This is a genomic window from Lentzea nigeriaca, from assembly GCF_016907955.1.
GTDB lineage: Bacteria > Actinomycetota > Actinomycetes > Mycobacteriales > Pseudonocardiaceae > Lentzea > Lentzea nigeriaca.
In genome coordinates this window covers 722,292-738,061 of sequence record NZ_JAFBCX010000002.1, presented here as the reverse complement: position 1 = coordinate 738,061, position 15,770 = coordinate 722,292, and the positions used below count along the sequence as shown (strand labels likewise).

At 68.9% G+C, this 15,770-nt stretch carries 20 protein-coding genes; 11 read left to right on the top strand and 9 right to left on the bottom strand.

What is annotated here, in order from left to right; all coding sequences use genetic code 11:
* Nucleotides 1–23: 23 nt before the first annotated feature.
* From JOD27_RS09910 to JOD27_RS09895, 4 genes are read left to right on the top strand one after another with little or no spacing between them, the layout of a single operon-like run.
* Nucleotides 24–437, top strand: a complete 414-nt coding sequence (locus JOD27_RS09910) for a hypothetical protein (RefSeq protein WP_204761813.1) — start codon at nucleotides 24–26, stop codon at nucleotides 435–437.
* Nucleotides 434–817 carry a hypothetical protein gene (locus JOD27_RS09905; protein ID WP_204761812.1) on the top strand — a complete coding sequence of 128 codons (384 nt, stop codon included), beginning with the start codon at nucleotides 434–436 and terminating at the stop codon, nucleotides 815–817. The genes JOD27_RS09910 and JOD27_RS09905 overlap by 4 nt, the downstream gene beginning before the upstream one ends.
* 10 nt (nucleotides 818–827) lie before the next feature.
* Nucleotides 828–1,244, top strand: coding sequence for a hypothetical protein (locus JOD27_RS09900; RefSeq protein WP_204761811.1), 417 nt, complete (start codon nucleotides 828–830; stop codon nucleotides 1,242–1,244).
* Nucleotides 1,210–1,632, top strand: coding sequence for a hypothetical protein (locus JOD27_RS09895; protein WP_204761810.1), 423 nt, complete (start codon nucleotides 1,210–1,212; stop codon nucleotides 1,630–1,632). The genes JOD27_RS09900 and JOD27_RS09895 overlap by 35 nt, the downstream gene beginning before the upstream one ends.
* Here the strand turns inward: JOD27_RS09895 and JOD27_RS09890 are convergent.
* On the bottom strand, nucleotides 1,619–1,843 hold the full coding sequence (locus JOD27_RS09890) for a hypothetical protein (protein WP_239566672.1): 225 nt from the start codon (nucleotides 1,841–1,843) through the stop codon (nucleotides 1,619–1,621). The genes JOD27_RS09895 and JOD27_RS09890 overlap by 14 nt on opposite strands.
* A 199-nt stretch (nucleotides 1,844–2,042) precedes the next feature.
* On the opposite strand from JOD27_RS09890, the gene JOD27_RS09885 reads away from it, so the two are divergent.
* Both JOD27_RS09885 and JOD27_RS09880 read left to right on the top strand, forming a co-directional pair.
* Entirely contained in the window at nucleotides 2,043–3,743 is a 1,701-nt protein-coding gene (locus tag JOD27_RS09885) for an ABC transporter ATP-binding protein (protein ID WP_239566671.1), read from the top strand.
* Nucleotides 3,740–5,581, top strand: a complete 1,842-nt coding sequence (locus JOD27_RS09880; RefSeq protein WP_204761808.1) for an ABC transporter ATP-binding protein — start codon at nucleotides 3,740–3,742, stop codon at nucleotides 5,579–5,581. The genes JOD27_RS09885 and JOD27_RS09880 overlap by 4 nt, the downstream gene beginning before the upstream one ends.
* Before the next feature lie 67 nt (nucleotides 5,582–5,648).
* On the opposite strand, the gene JOD27_RS09875 is transcribed toward JOD27_RS09880, so the two are convergent.
* Nucleotides 5,649–6,077: an SgcJ/EcaC family oxidoreductase gene (locus JOD27_RS09875; RefSeq protein ID WP_204761807.1), complete on the bottom strand. Its 429-nt coding sequence runs from the start codon at nucleotides 6,075–6,077 to the stop codon at nucleotides 5,649–5,651.
* 92 nt (nucleotides 6,078–6,169) lie between these two features.
* On the opposite strand from JOD27_RS09875, the gene JOD27_RS09870 reads away from it, so the two are divergent.
* Nucleotides 6,170–6,583 (top strand): MarR family winged helix-turn-helix transcriptional regulator, encoded by a 414-nt coding sequence (locus JOD27_RS09870; RefSeq protein ID WP_204761806.1) that lies wholly within the window; start codon nucleotides 6,170–6,172, stop codon nucleotides 6,581–6,583.
* A 50-nt stretch (nucleotides 6,584–6,633) separates the two neighbouring features.
* Complete coding sequence (locus JOD27_RS09865) at nucleotides 6,634–7,233, top strand: DUF2537 domain-containing protein (protein WP_204761805.1); 600 nt, start codon at nucleotides 6,634–6,636, stop codon at nucleotides 7,231–7,233.
* Here JOD27_RS09865 and JOD27_RS09860 read toward each other — a convergent pair.
* On the bottom strand, nucleotides 7,230–8,021 hold the full coding sequence (locus JOD27_RS09860) for a TrmH family RNA methyltransferase (RefSeq protein ID WP_204761804.1): 792 nt from the start codon (nucleotides 8,019–8,021) through the stop codon (nucleotides 7,230–7,232). The genes JOD27_RS09865 and JOD27_RS09860 overlap by 4 nt on opposite strands.
* 209 nt (nucleotides 8,022–8,230) lie before the next feature.
* On the opposite strand from JOD27_RS09860, the gene JOD27_RS09855 reads away from it, so the two are divergent.
* On the top strand, nucleotides 8,231–9,727 hold the full coding sequence (locus JOD27_RS09855) for a glutamate-cysteine ligase family protein (protein WP_204761803.1): 1,497 nt from the start codon (nucleotides 8,231–8,233) through the stop codon (nucleotides 9,725–9,727).
* 3 nt (nucleotides 9,728–9,730) lie between these two features.
* Here the strand turns inward: JOD27_RS09855 and JOD27_RS09850 are convergent, their stop codons facing one another.
* The 4 genes from JOD27_RS09850 to JOD27_RS09835 are packed head-to-tail and all read right to left on the bottom strand — an operon-like array spanning nucleotide 9,731 to nucleotide 12,933.
* Nucleotides 9,731–10,612 carry a hypothetical protein gene (locus JOD27_RS09850; protein ID WP_204761802.1) on the bottom strand — a complete coding sequence of 294 codons (882 nt, stop codon included), beginning with the start codon at nucleotides 10,610–10,612 and terminating at the stop codon, nucleotides 9,731–9,733.
* Nucleotides 10,609–10,857: a hypothetical protein gene (locus JOD27_RS09845; RefSeq protein ID WP_204761801.1), complete on the bottom strand. Its 249-nt coding sequence runs from the start codon at nucleotides 10,855–10,857 to the stop codon at nucleotides 10,609–10,611. The genes JOD27_RS09850 and JOD27_RS09845 overlap by 4 nt, the downstream gene beginning before the upstream one ends.
* 16 nt (nucleotides 10,858–10,873) lie before the next feature.
* Nucleotides 10,874–11,284 (bottom strand): hypothetical protein, encoded by a 411-nt coding sequence (locus JOD27_RS09840; RefSeq protein ID WP_030467775.1) that lies wholly within the window; start codon nucleotides 11,282–11,284, stop codon nucleotides 10,874–10,876.
* A complete protein-coding gene (locus JOD27_RS09835; RefSeq protein WP_204761800.1) occupies nucleotides 11,281–12,933 on the bottom strand; it encodes an ABC-F family ATP-binding cassette domain-containing protein in 1,653 nt (550 codons plus the stop codon). Before JOD27_RS09835 ends, JOD27_RS09840 begins: the two co-directional genes overlap by 4 nt.
* 51 nt (nucleotides 12,934–12,984) lie before the next feature.
* On the opposite strand from JOD27_RS09835, the gene JOD27_RS44680 reads away from it, so the two are divergent.
* Nucleotides 12,985–13,116, top strand: coding sequence for a Fe-Mn family superoxide dismutase (locus tag JOD27_RS44680; RefSeq protein ID WP_239566670.1), 132 nt, complete (start codon nucleotides 12,985–12,987; stop codon nucleotides 13,114–13,116).
* 158 nt (nucleotides 13,117–13,274) lie between these two features.
* On the opposite strand, the gene JOD27_RS09825 is transcribed toward JOD27_RS44680, so the two are convergent.
* Nucleotides 13,275–14,039: an ABC transporter permease gene (locus JOD27_RS09825; RefSeq protein WP_204761799.1), complete on the bottom strand. Its 765-nt coding sequence runs from the start codon at nucleotides 14,037–14,039 to the stop codon at nucleotides 13,275–13,277.
* Nucleotides 14,040–14,042: 3 nt separating this feature from the next.
* Nucleotides 14,043–14,306, bottom strand: coding sequence for a DUF2530 domain-containing protein (locus tag JOD27_RS09820; protein ID WP_204761798.1), 264 nt, complete (start codon nucleotides 14,304–14,306; stop codon nucleotides 14,043–14,045).
* A gap of 16 nt (nucleotides 14,307–14,322) precedes the next feature.
* Here JOD27_RS09820 and JOD27_RS09815 point away from each other — a divergent pair, with 16 nt between their 5' ends.
* The gene (locus JOD27_RS09815; RefSeq protein ID WP_204761797.1) at nucleotides 14,323–15,756 is read left to right on the top strand and encodes an NCS2 family permease; all 1,434 of its coding nucleotides are present in this window, start codon (nucleotides 14,323–14,325) and stop codon (nucleotides 15,754–15,756) included.
* Nucleotides 15,757–15,770: the final 14 nt, after the last annotated feature.

Genomic DNA, 15,770 nt, shown 5'->3' with positions numbered 1-15,770 from the left:
GAAGATCGGGTAGCTGTGTGCGCATGGTGTTGCGCACTGTCGTCGGTGCCGTCGCCGGACTCCTCGCCGGCGCCGGATTCATGCTGACGCTCTACCTGTCCTCGGAGTACTGCAACGCGGGACCTGTCCGCACCGGGTGCGGTGCCGTGTACCCCCTGACGTTCGGGCTGATCTTCTCGATCTGGATGGTCCTCGCCGCGGCGCTGATCTACGTGGGCTTCCGGGTGACGCGGGAGAAGCGCTGGTGGTGGGCGGCCGGGATCGGCAGTGGTCTGTGGTTAGCGCTGTTCGTGGGAGTCATGTACGTCTGGTACTTCCGGATGCACGGCATGTACCGCGACGACGTCGATCGCTTTCTCGTGAGCACGTACCTGATCACAGCCTGCGTCAGCTACGCGGTGGCCGCGTTGTGCACCGGCCGGAGGACGACGGCGTGAACGCGGTGGGCGTGATCAGGAACGGCGTGCTGGGGGTCGTGGCAGGCGGGATCGCAGGTGCCGGGCTGCACTGGTCCTGGGGGTGGGTGCACTCGCCGTACTGCACGTCGAAGGAGGTGCGGTTCTGCGACATCGAGACCGACGTCGTCCTGCCGTTCCTCGGCGCGGTCTGGGCACTCGTCGCAGGGGTGCTCCTGGCCGTGGCGCTCGTGCTGCTGAACCGCCGCGACGCCGAGGTGGCTCACAGGTTCGGGTGTCTGTACTGGTTCTTGCCGGCGGCCTTCTTCGCGCTGGCGGGGAAGTCCGGCAGCCCCGCCGTGGTGACCGCGCTGCTGGTCGCGACGTTCGCAGCCGCCGGCGTGATCCGCGCGGTCGAGTAGGTTCGACCGCATGAGGGCGGCGATCGCGGCGGTGGCGGGGGCGTTGTGCGGAGCCGGGTGGTTCGTCTCGCTCGAGCCCTCCGCGCAGCTCGCGTGCCGGGACAGCGACCTGGGGTGTCTCGTTCCGCTGATCTTCCTGATCGTGCCGGCGCTGGTGGTCGTCTGGGCGCTCGTGGGATGGGGACTCCTGCGGGTCGCGAGGTTCTCCCCCGCCTGGCCGACGGCCGCGGCGGGCGCGGTGGCCTCGATGGTGTTGCTGCTCATCTGCGTGTTCAGCCTGAAGTTCGTGCGGGTCCAGCTGCCTTCGGAGAGCGGGATCTTCGTGACCGCGCTCGCGGCGGCGGGCGGTTACGCCTTGGCTGCCGTGCTGACCGCTCGTTACGGTGTTCGGCGTGACGGAACAGAGCACCGCGGGCAGGACGGGTAGGACGGGACGCCGGCTGCTGTTCCGGGTCGTGCTCTCGATGGCCGTCGGAGCAGGGCTCGTGCTCGGCTGGACGTGGGCGTACGAGTCGGGCTTCCTGAAGTCGTGGCTCGACAGCACGTCGATGTCGACGTTCCTGCTGCTCGTGCTGATCGGGCTGCCGCTCGCGCTGGTGTCGTCGCTGGTGCTGGCCGGGCCGATCCTGTGGGTCCTCGGGGTGCGGCCGGTGTGGCCGATCATCCTGCTCGGGCCGATCGTGCTGGGGCTCGGGCTCTACTTCAAGGTGCACGAGCCGTTCCTCGGGTGGTTCGCGAACCGGCACCACGCCGAGGCGCTGCTCGCGGCCGCCGCCTACGGGCTCGTGGGACTGGTCACCTTCAAGAGGTCGTAGGCACCTCGTCGAGCAGGTTCAGGTCCCAGCCCTCGCGCTCACACCAGTCCTCCGCCTCCTCGCGGGACACGTACATCGCGTGCCGCGGCCGCGGACCGGCCAGGCGGTCCCAGCCATCAGGGGCCAGCACGAAGTTCGCTCCATCGTGTGAGGCGATGAGCCGTCCGTGTGGAAACGCCATCGTCTGCTCGGTTCGCAGAAACCGCGTCATGGTGGTCATCGTGCCCTTGACCTCGACCTAAGTCGAGACAGCAGGCTCCGGTGAGGAGAAAAACCGGATGCTGACTGTCGGTCGTCCTTCGTACTTTGGAGACGACCTGGAGGGGGCTCATCGCGTGAGCGATCAACGTAACTCGACGATTCGCACCTTGCGAAGGCTGTGGCCGTACGTGCGGCCGCACCGCGCACGGATGACTGTCGTGGTCTCGGCGACGATGCTCGCGATGCTGTGCGGTCTCGGCATCCCGCTGCTCACGCAGCGCATCGTCGATGGTCCGATTCAGAACAAACAGACCGAGCTGCTGCCGTGGCTGATCCTCGGCGTGCTGGTGCTCGGCGTCAGCGAGGCAACGCTCTTCTACATCCGCCGCAAGATCGTCGCCCGGCCCGCGGCCGAGGTCGAGGCACGCATGCGGTTCGACCTCTACCAGCACCTTCAGCGGCTGCCGGTGGCGTTCCACGACCGGTGGCAGTCGGGGCAGTTGCTGTCGCGCGCGACGAACGACCTCACCACGGTGCGGCGGTTCGTCGCGTTCGCCGTCGTCTTCCTGATCGTGAACAGCGCGGTCGTGCTGATCGGGCTGGGCATCATCGCGGCGCTCTCACCGTGGCTGCTGATCGTGTCGCTGTGCGGCGCGCTGCCGTTGATGGTGATCTCGTACTTCTTCGAGAAGAAGTTCAAGGTCGTCGCGCGGCGGGCGCAGGACCAGGCGGGTGACCTGACCACGACCGTCGAGGAGTCGGTGCTCGGCATCCGGGTGCTCAAGGCGTTCGGGCGCGGGCCGGAGCTCTCGAAGCGGTTCCTCGCGCAGGCGCACGAGCTGCGCGCCACGGAGCTCAACAAGATCTCGATCCTGGCGGCGCTGTGGTCGGTGCTGATCGTGCTGCCCGAGCTGTCGATCGCGGGCATGCTCGGCGTCGGCGCGATCGGCATCATCAACGGCTCGATGACGGTCGGCACGCTGATCGCGGCCGTCGCGGTGAGCGCGTACCTGCGCTGGCCGATCGACTCCATCGGCTGGTTGCTGGCGGAGACGAACCAGGCCGCTTCCGCGCTGGAACGCTACTGGGAGGTCATCGACTCCCCCGTGACGATCACCAGCCCCGCCGAGCCCGCGCCGCTGCCGACGCCGCTGCGCGGGCACGTTCGTTTCGAGGGCGTGCGGTTCGCGTTCGAGGACGGCAACGAGGTGCTCTCGGGCATCGACCTCGACCTGCGTCCCGGTGAGACGGTGGCGCTGGTCGGCGCGACCGGCTCCGGCAAGACGACGCTCACCGCGCTGGTGCCGCGGCTGGCCGACGTCACGGGCGGGCGCGTCACGATCGACGGCGTCGACGTGCGCGACCTCGCGCTGGAGGACCTGCGGCGGGTGGTCGGCACGGCGTTCGAGGAACCGGTGCTGTTCTCCGCGTCGGTGGCCGAGAACGTCGGGCTGGGCGTGCCTGACGTCTCCGAGGCCGCGGTCCGCGAGGCGTTGCGGGTCGCGAAGGCCGAGGAGTTCGTGGACGCGCTGCCGTGGGGGCTCGCGACCCGCATCGGTGAGCAGGGCCTGTCGCTGTCCGGTGGTCAGCGGCAACGGCTGGCACTCGCCCGCGCGGTCGTCGGCAGGCCGGCGGTGCTGGTGCTGGACGACCCGCTGTCCGCGCTGGACGTCCACACCGAGGCCGAGGTGGAAGCCGCGCTGCGCAGGGTGTTGCGCGGCGTGACAGCGCTCGTGGTGGCGCACCGGCCGTCGACCGTGCAGCTCGCCGACCGGGTGGCGATGCTCGCCGGCGGCAGGATCACCGCGATCGGCACGCACCGGACGTTGCTGGAGACCAACGAGGAATACCGGCGCCTGCTGTCCAACATGGACAGTGAGGAGATCGTGGAAGAGGAGGTGGCGTCGTGAGCGATCAGGTTGTGGTTCACCAACAGGAAGAGGAGTGGCGCGGCGTCGCCGCCGAGGAGATCCAGGAGATCTCGCACTCGACGGGTCTGCGGCTGCAGGCCAGGTCGCGCAGGCTCCTGGGGTCGTTGCTGCGCCCGCACGTCGGCCGCACGTCGCTCGCGATCGGGGCGGTGATCGGCGGCAACCTCGCGAACCTCGCGGGGCCGCTGCTGATCGCCGCCGCGATCGACCGGGGCATCCCGGCCGCGCTGGACGGTGGCGCGTCGATCCTGGTGTGGTGCGTCGTCGGCTACGCGCTCTGCGCCGGGCTGACGACGTTCCTGCGCTGGGCGTTCCTGCGGATCTCCGGCCGGGTGGGCCAGGACCTGCTCCTCGACCTGCGCGGGCGGATCTTCCGGCACTCGCAGCGGCTGTCCGTCGGCTTCCACGAGTCGTACACGTCCGGCAAGGTCATCTCCCGGCTGACGAGCGACGTGGACGCGTTGCAGGACCTGCTGGAAGAGGGCCTGGACAGCCTGTTCAACGCGGCGCTGTCGGTGGCGGGCATCGCGATCATCCTGGTCTACCTGGACGCGCCGCTGGCCCTGGTCGTGGTGGCGGGCTTCCTGCCCGCGTACCTGATCTGGCGCTGGTTCCGCCGCCGTTCGATGGAGGCCTACCGCGGCACGCGCGGTGCGATCGCCAAGATCATCGTCCAGTTCGTGGAGTCGATGAACGGCATCCGCGCGGTGCAGGCGTTCCGCCGCCAGCCCCGCAACGAGCAGATCATGAAGGGCTTCAACGCCCAGTTCCGCGACGCGAACACCGACGCGCTGGGCGTGATGGCCACCTTCACCGCGACGATCCGCACGATCGGCAACGTGTCGCTGGCGATCGTGCTCGCGTGGGGCGCGTACCGGGTCGCGGGTGGTTCGCTCGAACTCGGTGTGCTGACGGCGTTCACGGTGTACCTGCGCCGGTTCTACGACCCGTTCGACGAGCTGGCGATGTTCGCGAACGCCTACTCCTCGGCCACGGCCGCGCTGGAGAAGATCTCCGGCGTCCTGGAGGAGGAGCCGTCGGTGCCGGAACCGTCCTCGCCGGTGGCTCTGCCGCACGCGCGGGGCGCCATCCGGTTCGCCGAGGTCGAGTTCCAGTACCCCGGCACCAAGAGGCAGGTGCTTCCTCGCTTCTCGCTGGACGTGCCCGCCGGTCAGACCGTGGCGCTGGTCGGCGCGACCGGTGCCGGCAAGACCACGCTGGCCAAGCTGGTGTCGCGGTTCTACGACCCGTCGGCCGGTTCGGTCCAGCTCGACGGCGTCGACCTGCGTTCCGTGGCGGACACGGACCTGCGCCGGGCCGTCGTGATGGTCACCCAGGAGAACTTCCTGTTCTCCGGTTCGGTGGCGGACAACATCGCGCTGGGCCGGCCGAGTGCGACGCGGGCGGAGATCGAGGCAGCGGCCGCCGAGGTGGGTGCGCACGAGTTCATCGCCGCACTGCCCGACGGCTACGACACGGACGTCCGCAAGCGGGGCGGCCGTTTGTCGGCAGGCCAGCGGCAGATGGTCGCTTTCGCGCGCGCCTTCCTGGCCGATCCCGCGGTACTGGTCCTGGATGAGGCAACATCATCACTGGACGTGCCCACCGAACGCGCCGTGCAGGCCGCGCTGGAGACAGTGCTGGCCGACCGGACGGCGTTCATCATCGCCCACCGCCTGTCCACGGTCCTGATCGCGGACCGCGTTCTGGTGCTGGATGGTGGCATTGTGGTGGAAGACGGCTCCCCCGAGGAGCTGATCGGTGAGCGGGGCCGGTTCGCGGCTCTGCACACGGCCTGGCGCGACTCGCTCGCCTAGGCCTGTGGTCGCGTTCGCGCCAATGGGGATCTGGCGCGAACGCGACCTCACGAACTTCTCCGCGGCACTAGGCCGCTGGGCGGATACCGGGCTGGAACCTGAACGAGATCCGCTCCAGCATCGAGTGGCGCTTCGTGTTCTGAAACGCCGCGATCTTCCACTCGCCGCTCTGCCGGACGAGCGTGAACGTCTGCACCTTCGCGCCCTTGCTGGGTTTCTTCCCGACGTCGCCGCGGGTGGTCAGCACCGCCGTGTCCTCGCCGTAGAACCGCACGTCGATCTCCCCCTCGGTGGTGAGCTTCGTGTCCTTGAGGAAGGTGTCGAACAGCACCTGGTGCGACCGTCCGATGTCGTCGGCGCCGCGATAGATGGTGCCGACCCACGCCACGTAGGTCGCGTCGTCGGTGAAGCACTCCCCGTACGCGGCGCCGTCGCCCCTGTTCCACGCCTCCGCGAGCTTCGCGAACAACGCCAGGACGCCTGCTTCGTCACTCATCGTTCCCCCTTGCTAAGTTCTCTTCGTCGGAGAAGTCTCTTCCTTGAGGAAGTCTCTTCGTTGAGGAAGAGATTACGAGCGGGGGTACGTGGATGTCAACAGACGCGAGCGAGATCTACCGGCGGTACATCGGTGCGATGGTGCTGCACGGGCTGCACGCCGCGCGGTCGTGCGGTCTGGGCGGCACCGACCTGTACGCGCTGAACCTGCTCGACCTCAACGGCCCGATGACACCGGGCGAGCTGTCCGCGCAGACGGGCCTGACCACCGGTCCGACGACCCGCCTGATCGACCGCCTGGAGGAGGCGGGGTTCGTGCGCCGCACCCCGTCACCGGACGACCGGCGCAAGGTGATCGTCGAACTGCTGGCCGAACCCGCGCCGCTGGCCGAGGCACTGGCACCCGCGAGGGAGAAGCTCGGCGACATCTTCGCGGGGTACAGCGAGGAGGAGCGCCGGACGTTGTTCGACTACTTCGCGCGAGCAACAGAGGCACTGCGTCCCTGAGCCGTCCGATAGGTTCTCCGACGAGACTCCGGAAGACCGTAGGAGGGTTCGTGGAGTTGCGAGTCCGGGACGGCCGCGCCGTGCTCGCCGGGGAGGACGAGTCCGGTGAGCGCGAGGTCGACCCGCACAGCCTGCCGCTCGGCGCGGAACTCGCCGATGCGCTGCACGAGTGGGCGAAGGTGGCCGACGCCGTCGTGCGCACCGAGACGCCTGCCGACGGCGTGGCCAGCGCGCTGGTCACGAGACGGGGCAAGCAGCTGGCAGGCAGACTCGCGGCGGTCATGAACGCCCCGGTCACCTACACCGACCCGGTGAGCGGAGAGCTCGTCAGCGTCGAGGCCCCGGAATCGCCCGCCAAGGCGGAGCCCGTGCAGACCGAGACCGAGGAGCCGGAGCCGACGCCGTGGGGCACGGGGCTCGCGGTCAGCTTCATCACCGCGTCGATCGTCACGGTGACCGTGGTGTCGCTGTCGCTGGGCCTCGGCGAGACCAGCAGGTGGCTCGCGCTCGTCGCGAACGTGCTGGTCGTGGGCGGGCTCGCGCCGAGCGTGTGGCTGGGACGCAAGGTGCCGGTGTGGCGCTGGGTCGCCTACGGCGTGGTCACCGGCATTCTCGTCGCCTGGCTCGCGCTGATCCTCACGTTGCTCTAAAGCAGGGCGTAGAAGGCCACGGCTCCGGCGGTGGCCACGTTCAGCGAATCCACTCCGGACGACATGGGAATCCGCACGGCCAGGTCCGCCGCACAGATCGCTTCCTCGGTGAGCCCCGGCCCCTCGGACCCCAGCAGCACCGCGACCCGACGTCCGCGCAAACCCGCATCCGCAAGATGCGGCGCGGACGGGCGCGGCGTCAGAGCGGCAACTGTGAACCCCTTGTGCCGCAACATGTCGAGCGCCGCGGGCCACTGATCCGTGCTAGCGAACGGCACGCGCAGGACGTGGCCCATCGACACCCGGACACTGCGCCGATACAGCGGGTCGCTGCAGCCAGGCCCCAGCACGACGCCGTCCACGCCCAGCGCCGCGGCGTTGCGGAAGATCGAGCCCAGGTTCTCGTGGTCGCCGACGCCTTCCAGGACCGCGAGCCGCTGGGACCTGTCCGCGAGCTCCTCGAACGACACCGCGGGAGCCCGGTCGGCGGCCGCGAGCACTCCCCGGTTCAGGTGAAACCCGACGACCGTCGCCATCACCTCCGCTGACGTCACGTAGGCGGGAACGTCCAGGTCGGAGAGGTCGAGCGCCTCGATCCGGCGGCGCACCCCGAGCAGGCCGCGCACCGGGTACGGCGAGGCCAGCAGACGTTCCACCACCACGACGCCCTCGGCGATGACGAGACCGCGTCCTCCCGGCCGGTCAGGCCTGCGGTCGGCCGTCGACAGGTCGCGGAAGTCGTCCAGCCGGGGGTCAGCCGGGTCGTTGATCTCTATCACCTTCGCCACGCGGGAAGTTTCGCATCTAGCCTGGTGTGGAACAGGCGAGATAGTCCGGAGGGCGGAACCGCACACGCCCGACCAGCGGATGATCGCTGGTTGTTACCTCGACGTGACAGAGAGCACCGATTTGGGCGATGTAAAGGAGGTTTCGGCTGTGTCACGTTTGGCGTTCCGCCTGGCCCGCGCCCACCGGCGCCGAGCGAAGGGGTAGCGGCATGGGAAGCGAAGTGTCCAGCCGCACGTTCACCAGAGACGATCGTCAGCGTTACCGCTCGAAGATGCAGCGGAGTCTGGACGCATTGGCGACGATGCTCGCAGAAGACACATTTTCCTTTCCCCGTCGGCAGATGGGGCTGGAAATCGAGTTGAACCTCGTCGACGACGCGATGCGGCCGGCGATGGCGAACTCGGAGGTTCTCGAGAAGATCGACGATCCCTCCTACACGCTCGAGCTGGGACAGCAGAACCTGGAGATCAACGTCCCGCCGCGCGAGCTGGCAGGGGGTGAGATGCTTGGCCTGGAAGAGGAACTGCGCACGTCGCTCGACAGCGCCGACTCGAAGGCCAACGACGTAGGCGCCAACCTCGCCATGATCGGCGTGCTGCCCACGTTGCGGGAGCGGCACTTCGACAAGAAGTGGCTCTCCGAGAGCCCGAGGTACGCGCTCCTCAACGACACCATCTTCGCCGCCAGGGGCGAGGAGATGGTGCTGCACATGGAAGGCCCCGCGATGCCGGGCAAGGGCCCGGAGAAGCTGCTCGCCTACGCGGAGTCGATCCTGCCGGAGGCCGCCTGCACGTCGGTGCAGCTGCACCTGCAGGTCGAGCCGACGAACTTCGCCGCGCACTGGAACGCCGCCCAGTGCCTGGCCGGTGTGCAGGTGGCGATCGCCGCGAACTCGGCGTTCCTGCTGGGCAAGGCGCTGTGGCACGAGACCCGCATCCCGTTGTTCCAGCAGGCGACCGACACGCGCCCGGACGAGCTGAAGAACCAGGGTGTCCGCCCGCGCGTGTGGTTCGGTGAACGGTGGATCACGTCGATCTTCGACCTGTTCGAGGAGAACGTGCGCTACTTCCCGAGCCTGCTGCCGGAAACCGACGACGAGGACCCGATCGAGACCCTCGAAGCCGGTGGCGCGCCTCGTCTTTCGGAGCTGCGCCTGCACAACGGCACGATCTGGCGCTGGAACCGCCCTGTGTACGACGTCGTCGACGGCGTGCCGCACCTGCGCGTCGAGAACCGCGTCCTGCCCGCGGGTCCCACGGTGCTCGACACGATGGCCAACGCCGCCTTCTTCTACGGCACCCAGCGCGCCCTCACCGCCCAGGAACGTCCACTGTGGACCCAAATGTCGTTCCAGGCGGCCGAGGAGAACCTCTACACGGGGGCCAGGCACGGCATGAACGCCCAGCTGTACTGGCCTGGCATCGGCTGGATTCCGCCGGACGAGCTGGTGCTGCGCCGGCTGCTGCCGATGGCGCACGAGGGCCTGCGCGACTGCGGGGTCTCCGACGAGGCCCGCGAACGCTACCTCGGCGTGATCGAGCAGCGTTGCCTCGCGCGGCGCACCGGGTCGTCGTGGCAACGGGAAACCGTTGCGCTGCTTGAGGAACGCGGCCTGTCGAGGGACGCGGCCCTGACCGGGATGCTCAAGCGGTACCTGGAACTCATGCACGCGGGCGAACCCGTGCACACCTGGCACGTCGGGTGAGCCTCACGCAGGCAGCTCCTTCAGGAACTCCTGCCAGATCAACATGGGCAGGCCGGCGTCGACAGCGCCGGCCTGCTCCACGTACACCGTGACCGCGAGCTTGGGCGTGTAGCCGACCATCCAAGGGAAGGCACCCGGCACGCACGCCGTCCCGTCGCAACCGGGCTTCTCCTTCAGCGAAGCGGTGATCCGGTCCACCCTGTCCGTGGCGAACGCGGGTTTGGTGGTGTCGGCGGCCTCGTACAGCAACGAACCGTTCGCCGCGGTCACCGAGGTGACGAAGTGCGGCTCGCGCTGGACACCTCTCGCGGCCAAGGTCGCGTACGCAGCACTCACGTTGAGCGGGGTCGCTCGTTCCTCGATCGCGTTCGGCGCCGCAGCCGTGGCGAGCGGCTCGGCGAGGGCCGCGGGCAGCTCCTTCCGCACGCCACCTGCCAGGTCGTCACCCGAACTCAGGCCGGGGAGGTACACCCGCACGCGACCCGAGCCGGGATCGATCGCCGTCACCGATGCGTCGAGCTCCCGCGGCCGGCCCCTGGTCGGCGCCGACGTGTCGATCACCCGGAGCGGGGGGATCAGCCGGCCGACCACCGCGGCGGCGAAGGTCTGTGCCCGCGCGTCGATCGTCGTGCGGACCACGCCCCCGGTGCCCCTGAGCGAGTCGAACGACAGCGCCGCCGTGCCCAGCTCCGCGAACACCCGCTGCACGATCGGCGGCTGCTTCCAGGCGCCCGTACTGCGCCACATCGTGGAGCCGTCCGCGTACTGCAGCACGACCTCCTTCGGTGGCACCGGTTTCGGCGCCGGCGCCTCGGGCCGTTGCCACACCACGTACCCGACGACGAGGGCGGCCAGGACCAACGCGAGGACCGCACCCCGCGTCACCGCGGCTGCAGCTTTTCTTGCATCGCCCGCCACATCTCGTTGGTCAGCCCAGACCCCACGAGCGCCCGCCCCTCCTTGTCGACCGCGGGCACAACAGGCCGCTCGCCGCCAACGAACACCGCCACCGAGATCCGTGGCGTGTACCCGACCGTCCACGCGTGCGCGATCTGCTCCCGGTCCGGCACGCCGGGTCGCCACTCACCGTTCAGGCACGCGGCGTCCGGCTGCGACCACAACGTCCGCACTCTCCAGGGGGTCAATCTAGCGGCGGCGACCAGCCTTCAGGGGCGCGACGTCCGCACCGTCGTGCGAGATCCGGCACTCGTCCGGCGTCACGGCCTCGACGGCCAGCGTCAGCTCGCCCTTCACGCCCGTGTAGATGGACTCACCGCGCGAGGCCAGCGACGCGTGCACCCGGTTCGAGTCGGTGAAGTCGCGCTCGTCCTTCACGCGCTTCTTGCCGGTCTCCTCCGGTCGCGTCGCGCTGCGGAGGTTGACCTCCAGCCAGGCAGCGACCTCGGCGGGCGAGGTGAGCACTTCTTCGGGGGTGCGTTCGAGCCGGACCTGCCGAGGGGACGCGTGGTCGAGCGACGTGTGTTCCACATAGGCATGCCAGTGGGTGTTGCGCATCGACCAGGTCTGTTCGACCGGCCAGTCCTCCTCGGTGGTCATGACCCATATCTTCCACCCTTCACGGGAGGAAACGTGAGGAGGTCGCGCACGTTGATCTCGCGATCCACCCGCACGGCCGAAGCGAGCCGCCGGTCGTGCGTGACCAGCAACAACGTTCCCTCGTAGGTGTCCAGGGCCTGTTCCAGCTGTTCTATTGCCGGCAAATCGAGGTGGTTCGTCGGTTCGTCGAGAACCAGACACGTCGTGCCACGGGCTTGCAGCAGAGCCAAGCCCGCGCGCGTTCGTTCACCCGGTGAGAGTTCGCGGGCCGGCCGCAGCACGTTGTCCGCGCCGAGCCGGAACTTCGCGAGCAAGGTGCGCGCTTCGACGTCCTGCAGCCCGGTCGCGTCCGCCACGATCCGCAACGCCGGCTGCTCGCTCGCGAACTCGGCGCGAAGCTGGTCGACCTCGCCGACGACCACGCCCGGCCCGATCGAGCGCTCGCCGGAGACGAGCGGGATGCGGCCGAGGAGCGCGCCGAGCAAGGTCGACTTGCCGGAGCCGTTCGGACCGGTGATCCGCCACCGCTCGCCCGCGCCGATCGTGAGGTCGACCGGGCCCAGCGTCACGTCACCTCGACTGATCACGGCCTGCCGCAACGTGAACGCCACCGAGCTGCCGCGCCCGGCCGACGGCAGGGTGAGCCGCAGCTGCCACGCCTCGCGCGGCTCCTCCACCTCGTCGAGCCTCGCCAGCTGACGGTCCACAACGGACGCTTTGGCCATCAGGTTCTCGGCCGCCTGCCTGCGGCCCGCTCGCACGTTCTTGTCCGGTTCGTCGTTGCGCGCCTTGGCACTTCCCGCCCGCCGCACGCCCTGCCGCGACCACTCCCTCACCTGGCGGCCGCGCTGCACGAGCGAGTCGCGTTTCGCCGCGTAGGCCTCGTACTCCTCCTGCGCACGACGGCCCGCGTTCAGCTTCTCGTCGACGTAGGCGTCCCAGCCGCCACCGAAAACCGTGACCTTGTGGGAGAACTCGTCGAGCTCCGCGATCGCGGTCGTCGTGCGCGCCAGGAACTCCCTGTCGTGGCTCACCAGCACGATCGCGCCCGGATACCCCAGCACGTGGGCTTCCAGCAGGTCGAGCCCTCCTGCGTCGAGGTCGTTCGTCGGCTCGTCGAGCAGCAACACGTCCGCGCGGGTGAGCAGGACGGCGGCCAGCCGCAGCCGTGCCTGCTGACCACCCGACAGCTCGTCCGGTGAACAGTCGTCGAGCAGATCCGCCCGCAGGCCGAGGCGTTCGCACACCGCGTCCGCGCGTTCGTCGAAGTCACCGGCACCGATGGCGGTCCAGTGGTCGAACGCGTCCGGGTAGTCCTCGCCGCCGCCTTCGGCCAGCGCTTCGGCAGAGCGCTGCAGCCACTCCTCGGCCTTCGCGACGCCGGTGCGGCGGGCGAGGTGGTCGCGGAGCGACTCTCCAGCACGGTGGAGCGTCTCCTGCGTCAGGTGCGCGACGGTTCCGGTGGTCGAGACAGATCCAGTCTCGGGTTGCAGCTCTCCGGACAGCAACCGGAGCAACGTGGACTTGCCGACGCCGTTGGGCGCGATCAGGCCGACGCGGTCACCAGGCGAAACATCGAAATCAACCTCCGAGATCACGGTCCTCGGACCGAACGACAGCGAAACGTTCCTGGCTGTCAGCACGGACACGCTTCCGACGCTACGTCGCCCCGCAACTGGTTTACCGGCCTTGCTGCCAGTATGGAGCCGGTCGGTCAGAAGCTGATCACACAGCAGCTCGAGGACCACCACTCGGACCTGTCGATCGCGACCACGCCACTGCTCGCGTTCGACATCTGGGAGCACGCGTCTGCCCGCAGTACCGCAACCTGAAGGCTGACTACATCTCGGCGCTGTGGAACGTCGTCGACCGGGAGGACGTCTCCGCGCGCTTCGAGGCCGCCGAACACGACGAGGCCCCCGCTCTGCCCAGAGCGGGGGCCTCGTCCGTTCCCGAACTGACTGCCGCTCCCACCACGAAGCGACGTGACTTAGGTTAGCCTAACTTCGCCTTGATGGGAAGTCCGTCTGATCAGCCCCCTAGCGACCAGCTCGACCACGGTGGCGACGGCGGCCACCTCGACGGCGAGCAACGCGAGCAGTACCACGATTTGTAGCGCCCCGGCCTGCCACACGGGAGCCCCTCCGAGCAGCATTCCGACAAATGCACCCGGAAGAGTGACAAGACCGACCGTCCTGGTCTGGTCGAGCGCCGGCAGCAACGCGTCGGCCGCGGGGTGCCGGATGATCAACCTGGCGGCCGTGGGCTCCAGGAAGCCCAACGCCAGCGCGGCCTCGTACTCGCCGTGGCGATCCCTGAGGGCGTCGAGGGCCCTTCTCGTCGAGAGCGTCGTCGCGGTCATCGCGCCGCCGATGAGGATGCCGCCGACCGGGATCAAGGCGATGCCGGTGACCGGCAACAGCCCGATGAGGATCAGCAACGCGAGCGCGGGCACTGTGCCGATCAGAATGGCGACGGCCACCCAGATTCCGCGCTTGCCGGTCCTGCTGCGCGCCGCCGAGGTCGCCGTGGCCACGACGGCCATCACGACCAGGAACACGCCGACGAGGCCGAGGTGCCGCAGCACGACCGTGATCACCGCGCTCACGGCGGCCAGCTGGAGGACGGCTCTGGCCGCCGCTGCGAGGAACGGCCTCGGAGTGGTGAGACCCGTCGCCCAGGCGATCGCTCCGGCGGCGATCGTGAAGACAACGCAGACGATCAGCAGCCGGGCCCAGTCGGTGACGGCGATCATGAACTACACGTCTTCGAGACCTTGCTGCGCAGTTCGTGATCCTCGCCTCGCGGCCCGGCGTTGCCAGTAGAACACTCCGTACCCGATGATCCCGAGCAGACCGCCGGACAGAGTCGTCCAGAGCAGCGTGCTGTTCGAGCGGTCCACCACGACTACCACGACAAACCCGAGGAACCACAGCGCGGTTCCGCCGACGACGACCGGCACGGGGTCGGCCAGCCGGTGTGGCAGCGGCGGTGGATGCGGGGCGGAGTCTCGTTCGGACACATCGTTAGGAGACCAGATGCTGGACGGGTTCTTCAAGATTTCGGAGCGCGGCTCGACCGTGGCCCGCGAACTGCGCGGCGGTGTCGTCACCTTCTTCACGATGGCCTACATCGTGGTGCTCAACCCGCTGATCATCGGCAGCTTCGCCCCGACGGGACCCGGCGCGCACCCGGACGTCCTCGGCAACATCCTGCCCGTCGGGCAGGTCGCCGCGGTCACGGCGCTGGTCGCCGGCGTGATGACCATCCTCTTCGGACTCGTCGCCAACTACCCGTTCGCGCTGGCGACCGGCCTCGGCATCAACTCGTTCGTGGCGGTCTCCGTCGCGGCCAAGGTGTCGTGGCCGGAGGCGATGGGCCTGATCCTCGTCAACGGCCTGGTCGTCCTCCTCCTGGTGCTCACGGGCGTGCGGACCGCGGTGTTCAACGCGGTGCCGAACGAGCTGAAAGCCGCGATCGCGGTCGGCATCGGGCTGTTCATCACGTTCATCGGCCTGGTCGACGCAGGCTTCGTGCGCCGCCTGCCGGACGCCGCCAACACCACCGTGCCGGTCGGTCTCGGCATCAACGGCTCCATCGCGAGCTGGCCGACGCTGGTCTTCGTGGTCGGGCTCGTCGTCACCGGTGTGCTGTTCGCGCGCAAGGTCAAGGGCGCGATCCTGATCGGCATCGTCTCCACCGCGATCTTCGCGATCGTCCTGGAGGCGATCGTCAAGGCCGGTCCGTCCGCGGGCACCAACGCCAAGGGCTGGAACCTCGGCTACCCGGCGCTGCCGGACAAGATCTTCGACGTGCCGGACCTGTCGCTGGTCGGCGACGTGTCGTTCGGCGCCTGGACGCGGCTCCCGGCGCTGGCCGCCGCGTTGATCGTCTTCACGCTGGTGCTCACCGACTTCTTCGACACCGTCGGCACGATGACCGGTCTCGGCAAGGAAGGCGACCTGATCGACAAGGACGGTCAGCTGCCGGGTGTCAGCAAGGCGCTGTTCGTCGACGGCCTCGGCGCCGTCGCCGGCGGTGCCGCGTCCAGCTCGTCGAACACCGTCTACATCGAGTCGGCGTCCGGCATCGCGGAGGGCGCCCGCACGGGTCTCGCGAACGTGGTCACGGGCGTGCTGTTCCTGCTGGCGATGTTCTTCACGCCGCTCTACGAGGTCGTGCCGATCGAGGCAGCTGCTCCCGCTCTGGTGATCGTCGGCGCGCTGATGATGATGCAGATCCGCGAGATCGACTTCGCCGACTTCACGGTGGCGCTGCCCGCGTTCCTCACCATCGTCGTCATGCCGTTCACCTACTCCATCGCGAACGGCATCGGCGCGGGCTTCGTGAGTTTCGTGCTGCTGCGGGCGTTGACCGGCAAGGCGCGCGGGGTCCACCCGCTGATGTGGATCGTGGCCGCGGCTTTTGTCGTCTACTTCGCGCTGGGACCGATCCAGAGCCTGCTCAGCTGACCTTTCGGCAGGAA

What these genes read in the sequence shown, in the direction of transcription:
- JOD27_RS09910 (WP_204761813.1), top strand. Translation starts at nt 24, where the DNA reads ATGGTGTTGCGCACTGTCGTCGGTGCCGTCGCCGGACTCCTCGCCGGC.
- JOD27_RS09900 (WP_204761811.1), top strand. Translation starts at nt 828, where the DNA reads ATGAGGGCGGCGATCGCGGCGGTGGCGGGGGCGTTGTGCGGAGCCGGG.
- JOD27_RS09890 (WP_239566672.1), bottom strand. Translation starts at nt 1,843, where the DNA reads ATGACGCGGTTTCTGCGAACCGAGCAGACGATGGCGTTTCCACACGGA.
- JOD27_RS09885 (WP_239566671.1), top strand. Translation starts at nt 2,043, where the DNA reads ATGACTGTCGTGGTCTCGGCGACGATGCTCGCGATGCTGTGCGGTCTC.
- JOD27_RS09875 (WP_204761807.1), bottom strand. Translation starts at nt 6,077, where the DNA reads ATGAGTGACGAAGCAGGCGTCCTGGCGTTGTTCGCGAAGCTCGCGGAG.
- JOD27_RS09870 (WP_204761806.1), top strand. Translation starts at nt 6,170, where the DNA reads ATGTCAACAGACGCGAGCGAGATCTACCGGCGGTACATCGGTGCGATG.
- JOD27_RS09855 (WP_204761803.1), top strand. Translation starts at nt 8,231, where the DNA reads ATGGGAAGCGAAGTGTCCAGCCGCACGTTCACCAGAGACGATCGTCAG.
- JOD27_RS09840 (WP_030467775.1), bottom strand. Translation starts at nt 11,284, where the DNA reads ATGACCACCGAGGAGGACTGGCCGGTCGAACAGACCTGGTCGATGCGC.
- JOD27_RS44680 (WP_239566670.1), top strand. Translation starts at nt 12,985, where the DNA reads ATGGAGCCGGTCGGTCAGAAGCTGATCACACAGCAGCTCGAGGACCAC.
- JOD27_RS09825 (WP_204761799.1), bottom strand. Translation starts at nt 14,039, where the DNA reads ATGATCGCCGTCACCGACTGGGCCCGGCTGCTGATCGTCTGCGTTGTC.
- JOD27_RS09815 (WP_204761797.1), top strand. Translation starts at nt 14,323, where the DNA reads ATGCTGGACGGGTTCTTCAAGATTTCGGAGCGCGGCTCGACCGTGGCC.